The sequence below is a fragment of the Helicobacter sp. T3_23-1059 genome (genome assembly GCF_053654515.1).
Map to the genome: position 1 here is coordinate 1 of NZ_JBSIUV010000009.1, position 19,300 is coordinate 19,300.

Below are 19,300 nucleotides of genomic sequence, written 5' to 3' on the forward strand. Positions count from 1 at the left end.
ATTTTATTTAGCTACTTCTTCGCTTATATCGCTAAATAATCGCTATAAAAGCCAAATACATAATGCAAAACCTAATCCCATAATTCTACCCTAAAATCTATAAAAAGTAAGCAAATCAAAAAATAAATGCAAGTTAAAAAATCCAAAGGGTGTGGTGGTATGTGTTTTGTGCTTTTGTGCGTGTAAGAAGCACAAATTGCGGAATGTGCAAAGATACGATTTTGGATTAAAACGCTAATTTGCAAATCTAAGCTAATACCAAAATGCGATTTTGGGACAAGCCCAAAGCTAGCATTCTTACTTTTAGTTTAATTGTTTTTTGCGGACATTTCAATGGGTTTTTGCTTCTAGTAAGAGAAAAATAGTTTATGATAAAATAAGAGGATATTTCAAAAAGGGGTTATTTTAGCTTTTAAGAGATTAAGTAAGTGTTTTCCTATGCTTAAAAGCTAAAAAATGGATTTTAGGGGGGGGGATTGTGTGAGTTTTTATTTTTGACAAGTCCAAGGACAACGAGCGCAACGCTGTTCAGCAGTTTCAGGGACACCAATATTACCGTGGCATACTCGAGTATTATTCGTTTCAGTATGATTGACTTCATCAGTTTCAACTAATTCTTTACAGCCATATAAACAACACAAACAAAAAGCAACTAGCAATAAACGAGTAAGATTCATAAATAAACTCCTCACAAAAATATTTAAGCGAATGCTACAAAAAAAAAAAAAAACGATTTTTAAATAACATTTTATTTCACTTTAGAAAGGATTACAAATGCGAGGATTTATAGGATTAAAAGGATTAACGGGGTTAAAAAGATTGCTACAAGCGGGGTTAGTGGCGTTATGTGTGGTTAATTTTGTATTATGTAATGCTTCAAAAGAAATATTTGAAACAATATGCAATGAAAAATGTAAAAACTCTAAAGAGACAATAATAGAAATAATAAATGATAAATCACCAGAGCTACTAAGGTTAGATTATAAAGGATACACAAAAAAGACGCAATAAAAGCAAATGAAATGGTATATGAATTTTGTATTAAACAAGTAAAAAAGAAGAAAGATTGTAAAACAGGAGAATTATTGAATTATATTGATTATTATGGTTTTTTACTTGAAATAATGAGAAAAGGGAACAAAATTGATAAATTACAAATAAATTTTGAAGCTTTAAAAACATTGAAAGAAGTTACGGGGAAAGACTTAACAGAAATAGAAATAGAATAAAAATTTCACAATGTGAAATTTTTTTTTGAAAGCAGTCGCATAGTATTTAAATAGTAATATATGGTAGCATTGTGAATAAGTCCTTAAATAGCGTTATATAGGGTATTTTAGAGATGTAAAATGTGGTTATTGACATTTTATAGATTCTAAAAATGTTTGATAATCCCTAATATATTCTTTTTCATCATAGTATTCACTCGCTAACACCATTTTAACTTGCACCCATAGGAAAAATGTCTCATTTCACGCCACATATTTTTACCTATGTATAATCCTATATCGGGTCGATTTAGCCACACTTGCTTATCTGCAAAATCTACCTTGACTACAAAATCTATTTATACTTTTGCAAAGATTACTACGCCATTTGTCCCGCCAAAGCCAAAGGAATTGCTCATAACCGCTTGTATGTTTGCTTGCCTTGCGACATTTGGGATATAGTCTAAATCGCATTGTGGGTCTTTGCTCTCTTGATTGATTGTAGGGGGCAATACTCCCTCATTCATCGCCATTATGGATATGACGGCTTCTATCGCGCCTGCTCCACCTAGACAATGCCCTATTTGCCCTTTTGTCGAGCTTACAGGTGGGACGCTATCTTTGCCACCAAAAACCTTTTTTAAAGCCATTGTTTCATACAAATCATTATATGCGGTGCTTGTGCCGTGTGCATTGACATAGCCGATTTTTATCTCGCCATTACCATTTGTGCTAGCCCAAGAGTTTGCCATAGAGATTGCAGCTTTCATCGCACGATATGCGCCCTCGCCCTCTGGGGCTGGGGTAGTGATATGGTTTGCATCGCCACTCTCGCCAAATCCCACCACTTCAGCGATAATATTTGCACCCCTTGCTTTTGCAGCTTCGTATTCTTCTAGCACGAGTGCGCCCGCCCCCTCTCCCATTACAAATCCATTTCTCTCTTTATCAAATGGGCGAGAAGCTTTTTTTGGTTCATCATTGCGCTCGCTTAGAGCTTTCATCGCGGCAAAACCACCGATTCCCACAGGACAGATAGTGGATTCTGCGCCGATGACTAGCATTCTATCTGCGCCATTTAGCATTATTGTCTTTGTAGCTTCGCTTATGGCGTGAGTGCCTGCCGCACAGGCTGTTACGCTTGCTAGATTTGGTCCTTTGATACCAAACTCGATAGAAGTAAAACCACCTAGCATATTTACAAGAGCGGAGGGGATAAAAAACGCGCTAATTCGTCTAGGTCCTTTATCAAAGCAAGCAACAGAATTTTTTTCGATATTTACAAGCCCGCCTATGCCTGCCCCCGAGCTTACACCAAATCTCTCTGCAAGGCTTTCATCGATTTTCCCCTCGCTATTTAGTAGCCCGCTATCACTCATCGCTTCTTTGCAGGCTTTTAATGCTAGCTGTATAAATCTATCTGCTTTTTTTACTTCTCTAGGATCTAGGACTTCTTCTGGGTTAAATCCCTCTATTTCAGCTGCGATTTTCACAGGAAAGTCGCTCGCATCAAAGCTAGTAATATGCCTTATGCCACACTTTCCGTCAATGATAGCCCTAAAAGATTGTGCTTTATCAAGACCTACGGCATTTATCATACCAATGCCTGTTACGACTACGCGTCTCATACTGCTCCTTAACATCTAAATGCAAAATCTTAATACAAAATTTTCTAAGATTTTCTGTCATTTTAAGCAATTTGTGTCATACAAAAAACACAATAAAATCACAGAATATCTTAGTTAGTTAGCCAACTAGCAAACTACACAAACAAAAAAATCAACAAAAATTAAGCAATCACAAAAACCAAAAGCAAGAAAAAACCGCCTAAAAAATCATATTCTAAACGCAATTTTAAACTGCCAAAGTCGCTAGCCCAACGCGACAAAATCGCTTGAAGCTAGCGACAAATCCGCTTTGCAATGCCTACCAAAATCTACTCACAAAACCTACTTGCAAAATCCGCTTGCAAAAACTACTTATAAGATTCTTGCTAAGATTAAGGTAGAGAAAAAGTTGTGTTATTTTTTGTTTGCCTCGATAAACGCAACAACATCGCCAACTTTAGAGATTTTGTTTGCCTCTTCATCAGGGATTTCTACACCAAATTTTTCTTCCAAAGCCATTATTAGCTCGACAACATCAAGAGAATCCGCGTTTAAATCGTTGGTAAATTCTGCTTCAGGCGTTACTTTGTCAGCCTCGACACTTAGTTCCTTTACGATTAGTTCCTTTACTTCGTCAAATAAAGCCATTGTATGCTCCTTAAGTTTTGTTAGTGCGCTATTTTAGCAAAATTTTTTTACAATTTAAGCCAAAAAAGCAAAATTACATATATAAACCACCATTTACTTTTAGCACTTCGCCTGTGATATAGCTAGCACTATCACTTAGCAAAAACGCCACTGCTTCAGCGACTTCAGCACTTTCTCCAAATCTAGCTAGAGGGATATTTTTTTTGTAAGCCTCTTTGACTTCTTCGCTTAGGGATTGTGTCATATCTGTGGCGATAAATCCCGGTGTTACGCAATTAAATCGCACATTTCTAGGTGCGCCCTCATAGGCAAAACTTTTACTCATCGCTATCATTCCTCCTTTGCTAGCGGCGTAGTTTGTCTGCCCAGCATTGCCCCTCTCGCCGATGATTGAGGCGATATTTACCACCGCGCCAAATCTCTGCTTACTCATTAGCTTTAGAGCCTCACGCGAGCCGATAAAACTAGATTTTAGGTTTGCATCAAGCACAGATATAAATTCCTCTGTTTTCATTCGCATTGCTAGCTTGTCATTGGTGATTCCTGCATTATTCACAAGATAGCTTAGCTCGCCATCGCTTTGCACTATGGCATTTAGCCCCGCGATAAAGCCCTCTTCATTGGTTACATCAAATTCTATTACAGCGGCTTTTCCTCCGCTAGATTCTATCTCGCTTTTTAGGGCGTCTGCTATCTCTGGCTTACTGCGATAGTTTATCCACACTTTTAGCCCGTAGCCTGCGAGTGTGCGAGCGATTTGCGCTCCGATACTTCGCGATGCCCCTGTGATAAGCACATTTTTTCCGCTAAATTTCATTGTTATCCTTTTTGTTGGATTTAGATTTTAGGCTTGCATAGATTTTGTTATCGTAATGCAAAATTATGCGCACCCATTTTTAAGACACTTTTTAAAACACAAAATGCTAGCTAAAAATAAATAATTTTTTGCAATTTTTGTTTTAAAAAATTATTTCTAATTATTTCTCGTTTTTCCTCATTTCCCCTCAAAGATTAGATTAAAGTCATCAAAAAGTTCATCTAGTTTTTGTAGCTTTTGGGCGTGCTTAGTTTGTGGATTTTGCGCTAGATTTTGACTAGATTTTGGGCTAGATGGGCTTGTATTTTGATTATTTGCTAACCTAGTTTGAGGTTGTATGTCGCTAGAATCCGCTTCAAACTTAATAGGCGATATAGGTAGCTCGATAAAATCATCGCTATCAAATTTTGGCTTTGGAGTATCTTTTTTTGGCTCGATAAATGGCTTTATAGGTGGTATCTTTTTTTGTTCTTGTGGTGGTGGCGGAGTTGCGTTGCTAGAGGGTTGTTTGGGGGGGTTTGTAGATTTTGTAGAGCTAGATTGTGGGGTATTTTTGGTGGCATCTTGCGTTGATTGTGCTTTGTGTTTAGAATCAATATGTTGATTTTGTGCATTATTTTGCGAAATATTTGGCGTATTTTGGGTATTTGGGATGGTTTTAGTAGTGTCTTTACTTTGTGGATTTTGCTTTTTTTCTATTTTTTTAGCGTTTTGAAGCGTTTTAAAAGTCTGCTCTAATTGTTTATTTTTATCCTCTAGCTCGACAAAAAGGCTTTGATTTTTTACCCTTGAGTAGCGCGGGATATAGCCCTCTAGCGCACGCATTTTCTTGCTTACGCTGTTGTAGTAGGATTCTGCCAATGCGTTATTTTCTTTATCTTTTTGCCATTTAAAGCCTTTGTTATAGGATTTTATGGTGTTTTTGTGATTGCCTTTGTGATATTTTTGCCAATACAGCAAAGTATCAAGGGCGATTTGACTAGCAAAGAGGCGATTATCTATTAGCATTTGCCCCATTACATTGCGCGTAAAGGCGTTGTCTTCATACTTTGAGTAATACTTTAGCACCACAGGGATATGCGCGTGATATAGCCCAGCACTTGGATCTGAAAAATTCATCATATACACCCCTGCGCAGCTCTCTTGCCACGCGATGGCTGCAAGCGTGTAGCCCATTCCGTGAGGTGCGCCAAAATTATACGCATAGATGATATTATCCCGTTGGATTTTGCTAAATTTTTTTGGCTCTACGCATTCATATTGTGGAAATGTCGCAGGCTCTGGCTTTGTATGATTTGCCCTCACTTCGCTTATACATAGCGCAAATATCCCAAATGTCGCAAAAAGCGAGTAAAAAAGAAGCGTTAAGATTTTGGGCTTGTTAGCGATTTTGTTTAGATTGCTATTATTTTTTGCCCTTGCTCTTGTTTTTGCTATTGCTTTTGTTTTTATCGCCCCTATCGCCCCTGCATAAGCGAAATCTTGCAAATGCGTATTTTGTGTATTTAGAGATGATTTTGATAGTTTTTGCAAAGAAGTTTTTTTGTTCATAAAATAGAGCCTTTTTGATTTGATTTGCTACAATTACGATTTTTATGCAACTGCATTTGATTTGTGCATTTGACTTGCGCTACGATTTTATACAACTTTTAATCCTAAGGAATCCACAATGCCAACACAAGAGCTACTAATCGAAATTCTTACCGAAGAGCTCCCCGCACTGCCTTTTCTAAAAGAATGGCAACATATCCCTAGCAAATGGAATGCCAAAATGGCAGAATCTAGGCTAAAAGCAGATTTTAAACTACATTTTACCCCACGCAGAATCGCGATTTTCTCTCGCTCTTTCCCCACTCACACCGATGAAGAGATAAAAGAGTTTTTTGGTCCCCCACTGCATATTGCCTATACAAATGCTAGCAAAAATCAAGGGCTTAGCAATGCTGGGCAAAGTTTTTTAAAAAAAGCACAAATCAGCGAAAATGAAGTGAAAATCGCCACAAAAGATGGCAAAGAAGTGCTATATGCAAAGCAAGTAGTTAAAGGCGTAGAATCTTGCAAGATTTTGCCAAAGATTGTAGGGGAGTTTTTAGCAAGTCTAAATTTTGGAAAATCAATGCGTTGGGGGGATTCTAAAGAAAATGGTGGGGTTAGCTTTATCCGCCCGATTGTAAATATTATGATTTTGCTAGGAGGCAAGCGCATAAACCCGCTAGATTCTAGTCAAAATTTTGGTGGATTTAGCGAGGTGTTGCATTTTGGGCAGGGCTATCTTAGCGCGACAAAATTGCACCGCGACAAAGGCTTTGAATGGGTAGAGATAAAGGGGATTGATGATTATTTAGCAAAGCTAGAATCTAATGGCGTAGTTTTAGATGAAAATGAGCGAAAAAAGCGGATTTTAGCCCAAATTGAAGCGATTGAAAAAAAAGAGAAAATCAAAGTCAAAGATGATGAGGATTTGTTAGATGAGATTGTGGCGATTACAGAGTATCCTACCGCGCTTTTGGGGAGTTTTGAAAAGAGATTTTTAGATTTGCCAAAAGAGGTGATACAAACTTCAGCAAGGGAAAATCAACGCTACTTTGTGGCACATAATGAGTCAAATAAAGGGCTTTGCAATAGCTTTATTTTCGTTGCAAATTCGCTTACAAAGGATTATACGCCAATCATAAAGGGCAATGAAAAAGTGCTAAAAGCAAGACTTAGCGATGCGGAGTTTTTTTATGATAATGACTTAAAAAAGCCCTTTAGTGATAGCGGGAGCGAAGATGCGCTAGATTCTATCGCATTTGTGGATAATCTAGGCAGTATGCTAGATAAAACGCGTAGAGAGCGGGCTATCGGCGCGTTTTTAAGCAAATATTATGGATTAAGCGAGGTTGAATCTAGAAATGTGGATTTGGCATTGCGACTTAGCAAGGTAGATTTGCTTAGCGAAATGGTGGGAGAATTCCCCGAATTGCAAGGCATTATGGGGGGGTATTATGCAAGGCAAGCGGGGCTAGATTCTAGCATTTGTGAAGCGATAAAAGAGCAGTATCAATTAGCGGGGTATAATTACCACAGCAAGATAAGCGCGATAAGCGCGATAAGCGCGAAATGCGATAGTCTTTTTTCACTTTTTAGCATAGGCAAAATCCCAAGTGGCTCAAAAGACCCATTTGGCTTGCGCCGTGCTGCAAATGTCATTTTAAAAATCGCATTAAATGATTTGTTAGATTTTCGTTTGTCGTTGGATTTTTTAAGCGAGATTTTTAAAGCTGTGTGTGCAAACACAAAATGTGGCTACAAAGAGTTTGATTTAGTGGCGTTGCAAGAGTTTTTTATCGAGCGATTAGAATCGATTTTTAGGGAGGATTTTGGCATAAGCACGCAGGTTTTTAGAAGTATCATAAAGGGCAAAAGTAAGCAAATCCAAGCGATGAGAGATAATGCCCTAGCACTCCAAGAACTGCTAAAAAGAGATGACAAAGAAGCCTTAATCGCAGTATTTAAGCGCGTGGCAAATATCACAAAAGATATGGGAGAATCTAGCGCGAATACCACACAAGATGAGCAAAAAGCAAGCAACATAGATTCTAGCCTTTTTACGCATAATGCAGAGAGGGAGCTTTTTAGCGCGTTTGAGGATATTTGCAAATCAAAAGAAAAATACCAAAATCCAAAAGATTTGCTAGAAGCACTTTTTAGCCTAAAATCGCCTTTAGAAAAGTTTTTTGATACCGTGCTTGTAAATGATGAAAATCCCAAAATCCGCGCAAATCGCAAGGCACTAATTTTTGGAATTTATAGCGAATTTAAGCAAGTGGGGGATTTAAAAGAATTAGCAATTTAAGGCGATTTAAGATTTTGCTATTTTTAGAAATCTAGCAAAGCACACAAAAATAACGCACAGATGCGATAAAATGCGATAAAAGCAATGGAGTTTAAAAATGCAAACAAGTCTATCAAAAAACGCTACAAATAGCGCAATATGCGTTATTTTGATATGTGCGTTTGCATTATATGCTATGCCTTTAGTTGCAAATCCAAAATCTAATATGGATTTTAACGATGAATCTTGCTCCAAATCTAGTGAATCTAGCACCAAAGATTCGCTAGATTTAGCACAATCAAACACGGATTTAAATAATGACTTAAACGCTAAATCAAACATAGATTTTGCAGAGTCAAATTTACAATCAAATACAGAGCAACAAGAACCAAATATTACACCAAATCCCGCACCACCCGCCGCACAAAATCCACAAAACAACAAAGCGTGGAATATCCTCCAATCTCGCAAAAAAGAGCCAAACAAACCACAATTTGGAATCAAAGAATCCTACCGACAAAGCGCAGAATCAAACAAATTTGAATATAAGCCTTTTGATGCCGCACCTGATTATGAGACAAATTTCTACACGGATTCTGCGCGCAAAATCCAAACCCAACAAACCCAGCCATACTTTGAGCTAGGCAAATTTTTGCGCTTAGAAAATATCGAAATCTCTTCATTTACCACCTATGCAAATATCCGCTCAAAGTCTTTAGAAACCGTGCTAGGCGATAGATTTGAGAGCGGGTATAGCGCGATTTTTGGGCGATTTACCTTTGAGACGCCAAAGCTATGGGGAATCTATCTAGGCGGGACTCTATCTGCCCTAGCGCATTTAGGCGATATAGGGCGCAAAAACACTTCAAACAATGCCTTTAGAGAGCAGCCTGAAATCATCTCACTTTTTATCAACAATGACGAAGCAAAAGATATTTTTTTAACCAACGACAAAGCCCATATCGCAGGGCTTTATGTGGGGATTTTGAATAAAAGCGAGACTTTTGGAATCCGTTTGGGGCGATATGGGGCGCGGTATGAGTGGCTAGGGGATTATTTGGAGGGAGGGGAAATCTATGGGCATATTCGCGGGGTTAGAATCGCTTTTGGTGGATTTTATCGTCAAAGCTATGCAAACCCTAGTGAAAACACGGCTTATGGGCATATAAAACGACTTTATGAAAAATATCAGGGCTATGATTTAAAAATGAATTTTTATGCAGATGCAAACTATGAAAGTGAGGATTTGCAAGCTAGAATCTATGCAAACTATCTCCATAGCCTCTATGCAGTCGCGGGCGCAAAGGTAGATTTTGCCTCAAAGCAACTAGCAAAAAATTTTCATTTAAGTTTTTTACTTCACGCAAATTTTGTAACCGCAGGGGTGCAAGAGGAATATAACGCGCTAAATTTAGAGCAATGTGGCAGTGGGAATTTTGCACCAAATTTGCTACAAAGAGTGCAAAATGCAGGGCTAGTATGCTACAAAAAAAATAGCTTTAAAAATGGTTTTGGCGAACTAAATGGCGGAATGCTTCATTTAGAGGGCAGAGCGCATTTAGGAGGGCTAACACTTGCAGTGGGCTATGTAGGCAATGATACAAATGGCGCGACAGATTTGCTACCCATCTATGCGGATAATAACCCCCTAGAATACAACACTTACATTTATGGCGAGGGCGGGCAAAGTGGCTATGTAAGGGTGGATTATCGCAGAGCGGGCAAAGGCGTAGTCAAAGAGTTTGGAGGGTTTGTGGGCTATGGTAGGAGCGTGTTTTTTCCAAATGGCTCACTGCAAAATAGCCATTTTTCAAATCAAGCAGTAGGTGAGCTAGAGCTAAGCTTAGCAAATATTCATCTGCATTTTACCATAGCGTATTTGGACGAGTTGGCAAAAGGCTCAACTAGCGCGGAGTCTAAATCACTGATTTCAAAACTATGGCTAGGGTATATGTTTTAGCATTTGTTGGTGTTTGTTGGTATATTTTTTGCATATATTAGGATTGTCTTTTGATATTATTTAGGCTTAGTTGTGGTTTTTTTGCGTGTGTAAATGAGCGCATTTGTAGCCTAAAAAAAAGCAAAAAGTTGCAAAAAAAGCTGTTTAAAATCGATTCAAATTCGATTTACTAAATGGTTAGTTTATCGTTGTAGAATCCAAAATTTAGCCTAGATACCGCGCTTGTAGCGCAAATCGCTAAAATCTAAAACCTGTGTTATGATGATTTGGCAATAAATTTAAGGAATCAACAAGTGAAAAAATACGCAAACTTTTTATCACTCATTATCAAATCTACATTATTTTTTGTGAGGTTTTTTAAGCATTTTTTTGCACCAAAAATATGGCTAAAATCTTGTGGGCTTTGTGCGTTTTTGCCATATTTTTTATGTTTTTTAAGTTTTTTTGCCTGTGATTACGCATTCGCAGAGGCAAAGGAAACAAAAGAGGCAAAGCAAGATTCTCTACCTACAAAAACTTCTACTCCAAAATCTAGCAAAGCAAATCTACCAAAGCTAGATTATAAATCCATAATCAAAACAAAAAATCCATCCACACAAAACATCACACAAGATCTTACCAAAGAGGCGTTTTTTGAGTCTGTGGAAGCGCGAAATATCAGCCTAGTAAAAAGCAAAGCTGCTTTTGTAAGCCTACTAGAATCCCAAAAGGCTTATAATGCGTGGGATAGCCCTTATACCGAGATAGAAGGCACGCAAAATAAAAATGGCTATGGCAAAAAAGAGCTAGAAATAAACGCGCTTTTTATCCTAAAGCCAAAGCTCCCGTGGGTGCAAACACTGCTACACAAAAGCCTAAACCTACAAACCCTCCAATATCAAAAAACCTACAATCTCTACAAAAATCTAGCCTTTATCTCGGCTAAACAACTTTACCTTAGCTACCTTATCACAAAAGAAAAATATCATATTTATATCCACAGAGAGAGCAACTTTTTGTCCCAACTCCAAATTGCAAAAGCTAGGGTAAAAGCAGGCAGTATGTCCCAAAAAGACTATATTAGCTTTAACAATTCCTATTTAGATGCAAAACTGCTAAAAATGCAAGCCCAAACGCAACTACTAGATTTACAACGACAGCTCCATCAGATTTTGGGGATAGAGGTTTTGGAAATTATTGATTCTGCTAGCTCTACGCAGGGCGCACAAAATCCACAAGAAGCAAATATCCAAAACGCGCAAGAATCTAGCGAGCAGGATTTAGATAGCCCAAATATCCAAAACGCACATAATGACTACCAAAAAGCCCAAGATAGCGCAAACATAGCCAAACATATCGAAGAGCAAATCCTATCGCCAAAAAGAGACATAGTAGTCAAGGGGCTAGATTTTGACTATGCCACGCTATCTTTTGCACACGCAAGAGAGAGCCTAAAATCCTCGCCCTACACAGAGATTTTAGACTTGCAAGCAAAAGATTATAAAACCAATGCCAAAATCGTTAGCAGAGAGAGGTTTGACGCCATAGAAATAGGTGCTGGTGTCGCACACTCCCCTTCAAGTGATGGCGTGCAGTTTCGCCTAAGCGTGCCACTGCCTGTAACGACTAAAAATATGCACTTAAAACGCAAGTTTTTAGCCCTACATAGCGGTGCATTGAGAGAAAACGAAATCACAAAAACAAACCTATCCCTAAACTTAGAATCCTACTATGAACAATTAGGGAACAAAAAAAGCTATATCGAGCTACAAAAAGAAAATATACAAAACAAAAAAGAGCTAGTAGAAATGGGCAAAATCGCGTATGAAGCCCAAAAAATAAGCCTTTTTGAATACCTAACCTACCAAAACGCATATATGGATAGCCTTATCACTCTAGCAAATGCTAAGCTAGAATACATAGCTATCCAATCCCTCCTAGAAGAGACGCTAGGGGAAATGCTAGACAACGATACAAAATAAAAAGCAAATAGCTAAACGAACATAAGGAGTAATGATGAAGCAAGATTTTAAGACATTATTTGACAAAGTAGAGAAACTAAAATCAAACATAAAAACACAGCTTCCAAAACAGCTAGAAAACAAATTTTGGCTAAAGCAAGCATTGCTAGGCATAGTGATTTTGCTAGCAGTAGTGCTTTTAATCGTGTTTATCATCACAAGCAATCGCGCTAATAATCCTAGCGATGAAGTAGCAAGCCAACATATCCAACAAAATGCCCAAATAGATTCTAATAATAACGAATCTAGCGCACAAGAAATGCCACAAAGCCACTATGAAAATGGCTTTGACGCAAATGTTAATGCTAATTTTGATGCAAATGTGGATTCTCTACAAAACCAACCAAAGCAAGATAGTAGCCAAGATTTTATATCGCAAGATTTTCCACAACATAACCAGCCCTCTTTAATCCCACAAGCCCTCCAAAGCCCCACACAAAATCTAGCCCAAAATCCAAGTCAAAATCTACCAACTACGCAAAATGCCTCTACGCAAAAACATTATGCCCAAAACCTCCCCACTGCAAACGAGTTGCAACAGCAAAACGCTAAATATAACGAAGTCAAAATAACCCCCTCTCAAGCGCAAGGTTTAGGCATAAAAGACATTCCTATCCAAAATCCAAGCATTACTCGTGGCGTGCCTTTTAACGCACTGATTGATTTTGATGACAAAGAATCCGCTACGCAAAGCTCTACTTTTGATGTCGTGGTGGTGGCGATTTATAGGCGTGAGGGGGAGGCAATCAATGAGGGCGATGAGATTTGTGAGATAAATTCTAATGAGCTAAATAACTCATATTTTGAGCTAGAAAACGCACGCAATCGCTACCGCGTAGCCCAAGAAGTCGCCCAAAAAGACAAAGGGCTATATGAATCAGGCGTGATTTCACAAAGAGAATACCAAACAAGCTACCTAGCAAGCCGTGAGCTGTTTTTGAAATTTAGTCAGCTAGAAAACTCATTTAAACTATTTGGTATCGATCCTAAGCGACCAAAGGGCAAAAGCGGATTTCGCGTAGTGGCTAGCTCTAGTGGGATTTTGTCTGTCGCGCCAAAAACCACAGGAGAAAAAATCCCCGCTTTTACCCCCTATGTGAGAATCTCAAAAAGCAATGATTTGCTAGCGCGAATCAAAATCCCCGCCTCCATCTCAGACTATGTAGTCCCGGGCTCAAAAGTATATAGCGAGCAGGGGCAATATGTAGGCGATATATCCACCGTTTCAGTCGTCCTAGATAAGACAAACAATTCTATAACCGCCATTGCAAGACTACAAAAAGGCGTGTTTCGCGTAGGCGAAGTCGCAGATATTTACATAGAGGGCAAACAGCCAAAAGGCACTTTTGCCCTCCCCTCCGATGCGATTATCAAAAATGGCAAAGATGATTTGGTTTTCATCAAAACAAAAGAGGGCTATATGCCTCGCGTGGTAAAAATCGTAGAAAAGCGAAGCAAATCCTTTGTCATTGATTCTAGTGGATTAAGAGGCAATGAGCAAGTCGCATCAGGTGCGCTAATCGCCCTAAAAGGAATCATCAACAATGTAGGCGAGGTAAGCCAATAATGCTAGCAAAAATCATAGAATTTTCCCTTATCCAGCGAATCATTATCCTTATACTAGGCTTTGGGCTACTTGTATTTGGTGGGTATAGCTTTATAAGCATTCCTATTGATGCGTTTCCAGATGTATCCTCTACGCAGGTAAGAATCTCTGTCAAAGCCCCGGGTATGGCACCTGAAGAAGTAGAAAATCGTGTCGTGCGCCCCTTAGAGCTAGAGCTACAAGGGCTTCCTAGCCAAAAGATACTGCGTTCAACGACTAAATACGCCATAGCTAATATCGTGCTAGATTTTGATGATAGCCTAGATATTTATCTAGCGAGGCAAATGACAAATGAACGACTAGCAAACGCGCTAGATAGCTTGCCAGATGGCGTAGAAGTGCGATTAACACCTATCGTAACGCCACTTTCAGATATGTTTATGTTTACTATTGAGGGTAATATCAGCGATATGGAAAAGCGCATATTACTAGATTTTACCATTCGCCCAGAAGTGCGCAAAATCAAAGGCGTAGCCGATGTAAATTCTCTAGGTGGCTTTGCAAAAGCCTTTGTAGTGATGCCAGATTTTAACGATATGGCGCGACTTGGTATCACTATAACCGAGCTAGAAGATGCCCTAAAAGCAAGCCTCAAAAATGACGGAGCAGGGCGCGTAGATAGAGATGGGGAAGTCTATCTAGTCAAAGTCCAAAACGCAGCCCTAAGCCCGCAAGAAATCGCCGAGATTGCTATACAAACAAAATTTGGCTTTGTGCGCATAGGGGATTTTGCCACCGTGCAGACAGATTCGCTAACTAGGCTTGGCTTTGTAACCAAAGACGGCATAGGCGAAACCACGCAAGGAATGGTGCTATCTCTAAAAGGTGCAAATTCTCGCGATACTATCGTAGAGATTTACAAAAAATTTGAAGAGCTAAAGCCACTTTTGCCAGAGGGAGTAAGCCTAAATGTCTTTTATGATAGAAGCGATTTGACGCAAAAAGCGGTAAATAATGTAACAAAAGTGCTGATTGAAGCCATTGTGCTAATTATCATTTTGCTCTTTTTGTTTTTGGGGGATTTGCGTGCAGCAATCGCGGTGAGTGTGATTTTGCCCTGCGCGCTTAGCGTGGCTTTTATCTGTATGAATCTAAGCGGAATGAGCGCAAATCTAATGAGTTTAGGAGGGCTAGCTATTGCGATTGGGATTTTGGTAGATTCTGCGGTGGTGATGGTAGAAAACGCCTTTGAAAAGCTAAGTAGCAACACCACCACGACTAAACTACACGCGATGTATCGCTCTTGCAAAGAAATCTCTGTTTCTGTGGTTAGCGGGATTATCATCATCATCGTATTTTTTGTGCCGATTCTCACATTGGAGGGCATCGAGGGGAAAATGTTTGGTCCGCTTGGCAAAAGTATCGTTTTCGCGCTTTTAGGCTCGCTTATTTTGTCTATCACCGTGATTCCCGTCATCGCCTCTATCGTCCTAAAAAGCAAAGATGAGCATAAAGAAACTTGGCTAATGCGACATATCAATAAAATCTATGAGCCAGCCTTAAATTTTTGCCTAGCAAAATCTAAACTTGTCATTTCAAGCGCACTTGTATTTTTGGTGCTATCTTTAAGTCTTTTTCCTTTCATTGGGAGGGCGTTTATGCCGACATTAGATGAGGGCGACATCGTGCTTATGGTAGAGACTACGCCATCTATTTCTATCCCACAATCACGCGATTTAATCCTCCGCATAGAAAAAGCTATCAAAGAATCTGTCCCAGAGATAAAAACCATTGTCGCACGCACAGGGACTGATGAGTTAGGGCTTGATTTAGGCGGGATAAATCAAACCGATGTATTTATGTCATTTATCCCAAAAGAGCAATGGCAAGTCAAAACCAAAGATGAGCTTATCAAAAAAATCGCCGCTTCACTAGAATCTTTTGTTGGCATTAGCTTTACTTTTACCCAGCCTATTGATATGCGTATCAGTGAAATGCTTACGGGTGTGCGCGGGGATTTGGCTATCAAAATCTTTGGCGATGATATTCCTACGCTAAATGCCCTAAGCAATCAAATCAAAGAGATTTTGCAAGGCGTGCGCGGAAGTAGCGAGGTTTTTACCACGCTAAATGAAGGGGTAAATTATCTCTACATTACGCCAGAGAAGCACATTATGAGCAATGTCGGCGTAAGCATTGATGAGTTTTCCAAATTTATGAAAAGCTCTTTAGATGGGATTTTGGTTTCTTATATCCCTATGGGTGTGGCTAGGATTCCCGTGCTTATCCGCCAAGAGCCAGAAATCGCTAGCGATATGACAAAGCTAGAAGCATTAGAAATGTTTTCATCAAAAGGCTATGTAGTCCCCGTAAGCTCAATCGCAGAGATAAAAGAAGTCGATGGTCCTGTAACCATCGTGCGTGAAAACAATCGCCGTATGAGTGTGGTGAGAAGCAATGTAGAAAATAGGGATTTGGGAGGGTTTGTCGATGAGGCTAGGGCAAAAATCGCCTCTCAAGTGAAATTGCCAGAAAACTACTTTATCACTTATGGTGGGCAGTTTGAAAACCAACAAAGGGCAAATGCTAGATTTGCTGTGGTGATTCCCATTAGTATCGTGGTAATCTTTTTTATCTTATTTTTTACCTTTAAAAGCGTGCCTTTGGCATTGATGATTTTGCTAAATATCCCTTTTGCTATCACAGGTGGGCTTATCTCGCTATTTGCATCAGGGGAGTATTTTTCAGTGCCAGCGAGTATCGGCTTTATCACGCTTTTTGGGATAGCAGTGCTAAATGGCGTGGTGATGATAGGGTATTTCAAAGAGCTAATCCATCAAGGATATAGTGTCGATGAAGCCGTAGTGCGCGGGGCAAAAAGGCGACTTCGCCCCATACTTATGACGGCATTTATCGCAGCATTTGGGCTTATCCCTATGCTTTTGTCAAGCGGAGTGGGTAGCGAGGTGCAAAAACCGCTTGCCATTGTCGTGCTAGGCGGGCTTGTAACCTCTAGTGCTTTGACACTGCTACTTTTGCCTGCTATGTTTAGAATCGTGGCAAAAAAAGTCCAAATCAAGTAAAATCCAAAAGGGGCTAAAATGTGCTTGCTTGAAATCTATGCAGAAGTGCGACTAAAAGATGATATTGTGGATATGCTTTTGGAGCGTAGATTAAATGATTTTTTTTATTTCGTATGTGATAAATACGCTTCGCGCACGCTTTTGCAGACTTCACGCGAGCAAGTAAGCGGGAGAAAAGAATATGGGGTGTTTAGGGTTTTTGTGGATTATGATAGCGCAGATGAGCTATCTCGCGCAATGTATAAAGAATATCAGCGAGAGGGCGTGCGGTGCTATTTGATGGACAATATCAAAGAAATGCCATAATGGTGTTTATAGCAAGTGGCACAAACGCGCAAAAACAAGCCAGAATCTAGCTAAAATCTAAGCAAAATCCAATAAAGCAAAATCATAAAAAGTAGGAAATAAGTATGGGCGTAAATGAAGATATGTTTATAGTCGTTGTGATACTAGCAGTGGCGTTTTTGATAGGTGCGAAATATTTTAGCAAGTAGCTAGTCTAAGCACTAGTCTTAGTGGCTTTATGATAGCAAAATCCAAAAATACACCCAAAAATACATTTTGTCGATAAAAATGCTATATGTTAAATTTGTTTAGTAGATTTTGTTGTTGATTTTTAGGCTAGATTCTATATGTTTGCTTCCTACCTGCGACAAACTTAAACTATTTTACTTTTTTTTGCCTTTGTGGATTTTGTAGATTCTCTTAGGGCAGGTTTTTTAGTGGGGGTAGGTTTTGCATTGGGTTTTGTCGCAGATTTTGCGCTAGATTTTGGGTTTGTTTGTTTGACTTTTGGGAGATTTACTTTTGGGGATTTTGTTTGTGTATTTGTGGCTTTGCTAGATTGTTTAGATTTTGCATTTTTTTGTTGTGTGGCGTTTTTTTGGGTAGGGTTTAGGCTACTTGCTCGTGGATTTGTTTTTGAAGTGTTGCGCGTATTTTTTGTTTTTAGCTTTTGATACCTACTAGATTGTCTTGTGCTAGAAGTTGCAGGATTTTGATTGTCAAATCCTTTTCCAAGCTCATAGCCTATAAGCACTCCTGCTTTTAAGAGGTAGGATTTATCTAGCAAGGTTTTATCGACAAATACCGCTCCTATATCAGCATTTATGTAAAACTTACTTCCTATGCCCTGCTTAAACACAAAGCTAGCAGAATACATTTGATTATTAAAAAATGTCGCATTTGTATAGCTTGCATTATCGCCTAGATTGACATTGATAGATTTTAGAGAGTTAAATGCACCTCCTGCGCTTCCTCGAAGCAAAAGGCTTGTTTTTTTGATTTTTAGTCCTGTGTCTAGGGCGATATTGCCAAATACTAGATGATTAGTAGGGATATACTTTCCTTTTAGTGTAGTGGCATAGTAGGCATTTACACTAGGATTTAGCACAAAAAATACATTGCCACTACCACCTATCGCAAAATCAAACTCTTTTAATAATCCTATACCTGCAATGATAGAATGTGTAGCAAACTTTGTAGCTAATGCCTTGCCAAAATCAACATAACTATAATAAAGCGCGCTTCGCAAATAAAATCTATTTGCAACTCTTAGTTTAGATTTTGCTCCTATATCAAAGCCATTATTTGAGTTTTGATTATAGTAGCGGAAAAATCCTCCGTTGTTAAACGCACCCATTGAAAACTGATGAGATAAACCATAATCATAGCTCATATATGTCCCATCATAATTGTTTAGTATGTTGTAAAGAATCATTGTGTTTGTGGATTCTCTAACGAGTTGTTCTTTTAAGGCTTTGGGATATTCTATGGCTGCGTTTTGGATTTGTGCGGGCGTGGCATTAGGACGGATATTGACACTGCCTCCTGTGTTGCCATTATTTGAGCCACTCATAGAGGGATTGCCAGCTTTGTTGATAGTTTGTCCATTTGGTAGGGTTACAGATACGCCACCTGTGCCATCTTGATTTATTAGGTTAAACCCCGCATCTAGCCTAACTCCTAGCGGGTTTGCTAGATTAGAGGTTACATTTGTGATAGTTAGACTACCAGAGACGGTGCGTAGCAAGGATAAAATTAGAGCCGCCCCATTGCTAGTGCCTCCGTTTCTAGCGATGATAAGGTTGCTAATCGTATTGTTGCTACCTTGCGGGAAAGATAGCAAAAGTGAGCAATCTGCGTTTGGCTCTTGGGCGATTGTGAGGGAATCTGCATTCATACTTTGATTTAGCGTTAGCCAGCCTGTGCCTGTGATGATGCAATGCCCTGTGTTGTTTGCGCCCGTGCAGGTTAGCCGTGGCGTGCCACACGCTGCATTTGCTAGAGAGAAAAACCCGCTTAAAATTGCGCTTGCTAAAAATATATAAAAGATTTTCATTTTATCGCTTTTTTATTGTTGTTTTGATAGGCAGGGATTATCGCTAAATAATCGTGCTAAAAATCATAAAAATGCGATTATATCTAAAATACTCGATTTCAATGTAGTTTTTGCGTTTTTGATTGGATTTGATTATGTTGCTATCTTTTTTACGCGCAAGCTAGAATCTAATCTTAATGCTTTTTGCCTATTTTATCTTAAGTTTTTATCTTTTATGGCATTACTATCTTTTATCATTATAGATTCTATTTTGGCAACTTATAAGAATTACAC

The 19,300-nt window shown here is 39.0% G+C and carries 13 protein-coding genes and 1 pseudogene; 8 read left to right on the top strand and 6 right to left on the bottom strand.

Going from position 1 to position 19,300, the window contains the following annotated elements:
• Positions 1-774 precede the first annotated feature (774 nt).
• Together ACWIX0_RS04025 and ACWIX0_RS04030 are read left to right on the top strand one after the other, a co-directional pair.
• The gene (locus ACWIX0_RS04025) at positions 775-1,011 is read left to right on the top strand and encodes a hypothetical protein (RefSeq protein ID WP_454172163.1); all 237 of its coding nucleotides are present in this window, start codon (positions 775-777) and stop codon (positions 1,009-1,011) included.
• Between the two features lie 11 nt (positions 1,012-1,022).
• Complete coding sequence (locus ACWIX0_RS04030; protein WP_454172164.1) at positions 1,023-1,229, top strand: hypothetical protein; 207 nt, start codon at positions 1,023-1,025, stop codon at positions 1,227-1,229.
• 126 nt (positions 1,230-1,355) lie between these two features.
• Here the strand turns inward: ACWIX0_RS04030 and ACWIX0_RS04035 are convergent.
• The 5 genes and pseudogenes from ACWIX0_RS04035 to ACWIX0_RS04055 form a co-directional block, all read right to left on the bottom strand.
• Positions 1,356-1,534: pseudogene (locus tag ACWIX0_RS04035) on the bottom strand (WxcM-like domain-containing protein); the annotation flags it as partial.
• 33 nt (positions 1,535-1,567) lie between these two features.
• Positions 1,568-2,836 (bottom strand): beta-ketoacyl-ACP synthase II, encoded by a 1,269-nt coding sequence (locus tag ACWIX0_RS04040; protein WP_454172165.1) that lies wholly within the window; start codon positions 2,834-2,836, stop codon positions 1,568-1,570.
• Between the two features lie 393 nt (positions 2,837-3,229).
• Positions 3,230-3,463, bottom strand: coding sequence for an acyl carrier protein (gene acpP / locus ACWIX0_RS04045; protein WP_454172167.1), 234 nt, complete (start codon positions 3,461-3,463; stop codon positions 3,230-3,232).
• A gap of 73 nt (positions 3,464-3,536) precedes the next feature.
• Positions 3,537-4,280 carry a 3-oxoacyl-ACP reductase FabG gene (fabG, locus tag ACWIX0_RS04050; RefSeq protein ID WP_454172169.1) on the bottom strand — a complete coding sequence of 248 codons (744 nt, stop codon included), beginning with the start codon at positions 4,278-4,280 and terminating at the stop codon, positions 3,537-3,539.
• 177 nt (positions 4,281-4,457) lie between these two features.
• Positions 4,458-5,831 carry a hypothetical protein gene (locus ACWIX0_RS04055; protein WP_454172170.1) on the bottom strand — a complete coding sequence of 458 codons (1,374 nt, stop codon included), beginning with the start codon at positions 5,829-5,831 and terminating at the stop codon, positions 4,458-4,460.
• Between the two features lie 118 nt (positions 5,832-5,949).
• On the opposite strand from ACWIX0_RS04055, the gene glyS reads away from it, so the two are divergent.
• The 6 genes from glyS to ACWIX0_RS04085 all read left to right on the top strand — a co-directional run bounded on the left by glyS (position 5,950) and on the right by ACWIX0_RS04085 (position 16,992).
• Positions 5,950-8,118 carry a glycine--tRNA ligase subunit beta gene (gene glyS / locus ACWIX0_RS04060; RefSeq protein ID WP_454172172.1) on the top strand — a complete coding sequence of 723 codons (2,169 nt, stop codon included), beginning with the start codon at positions 5,950-5,952 and terminating at the stop codon, positions 8,116-8,118.
• Positions 8,119-8,215: 97 nt separating this feature from the next.
• Positions 8,216-10,057: a hypothetical protein gene (locus ACWIX0_RS04065; protein WP_454172173.1), complete on the top strand. Its 1,842-nt coding sequence runs from the start codon at positions 8,216-8,218 to the stop codon at positions 10,055-10,057.
• A 293-nt stretch (positions 10,058-10,350) separates the two neighbouring features.
• Positions 10,351-12,018, top strand: coding sequence for a TolC family protein (locus ACWIX0_RS04070; RefSeq protein ID WP_454172174.1), 1,668 nt, complete (start codon positions 10,351-10,353; stop codon positions 12,016-12,018).
• Between the two features lie 34 nt (positions 12,019-12,052).
• Positions 12,053-13,624, top strand: a complete 1,572-nt coding sequence (locus ACWIX0_RS04075; protein ID WP_454172176.1) for an efflux RND transporter periplasmic adaptor subunit — start codon at positions 12,053-12,055, stop codon at positions 13,622-13,624.
• On the top strand, positions 13,624-16,686 hold the full coding sequence (locus ACWIX0_RS04080) for an efflux RND transporter permease subunit (protein WP_454172177.1): 3,063 nt from the start codon (positions 13,624-13,626) through the stop codon (positions 16,684-16,686). Before ACWIX0_RS04075 ends, ACWIX0_RS04080 begins: the two co-directional genes overlap by 1 nt.
• Before the next feature lie 18 nt (positions 16,687-16,704).
• Entirely contained in the window at positions 16,705-16,992 is a 288-nt protein-coding gene (locus ACWIX0_RS04085; protein WP_454172179.1) for a DUF3240 family protein, read from the top strand.
• 352 nt (positions 16,993-17,344) lie between these two features.
• Here the strand turns inward: ACWIX0_RS04085 and ACWIX0_RS04090 are convergent, their stop codons facing one another.
• Positions 17,345-19,027, bottom strand: coding sequence for a hypothetical protein (locus ACWIX0_RS04090; protein WP_454172181.1), 1,683 nt, complete (start codon positions 19,025-19,027; stop codon positions 17,345-17,347).
• Positions 19,028-19,300: the final 273 nt, after the last annotated feature.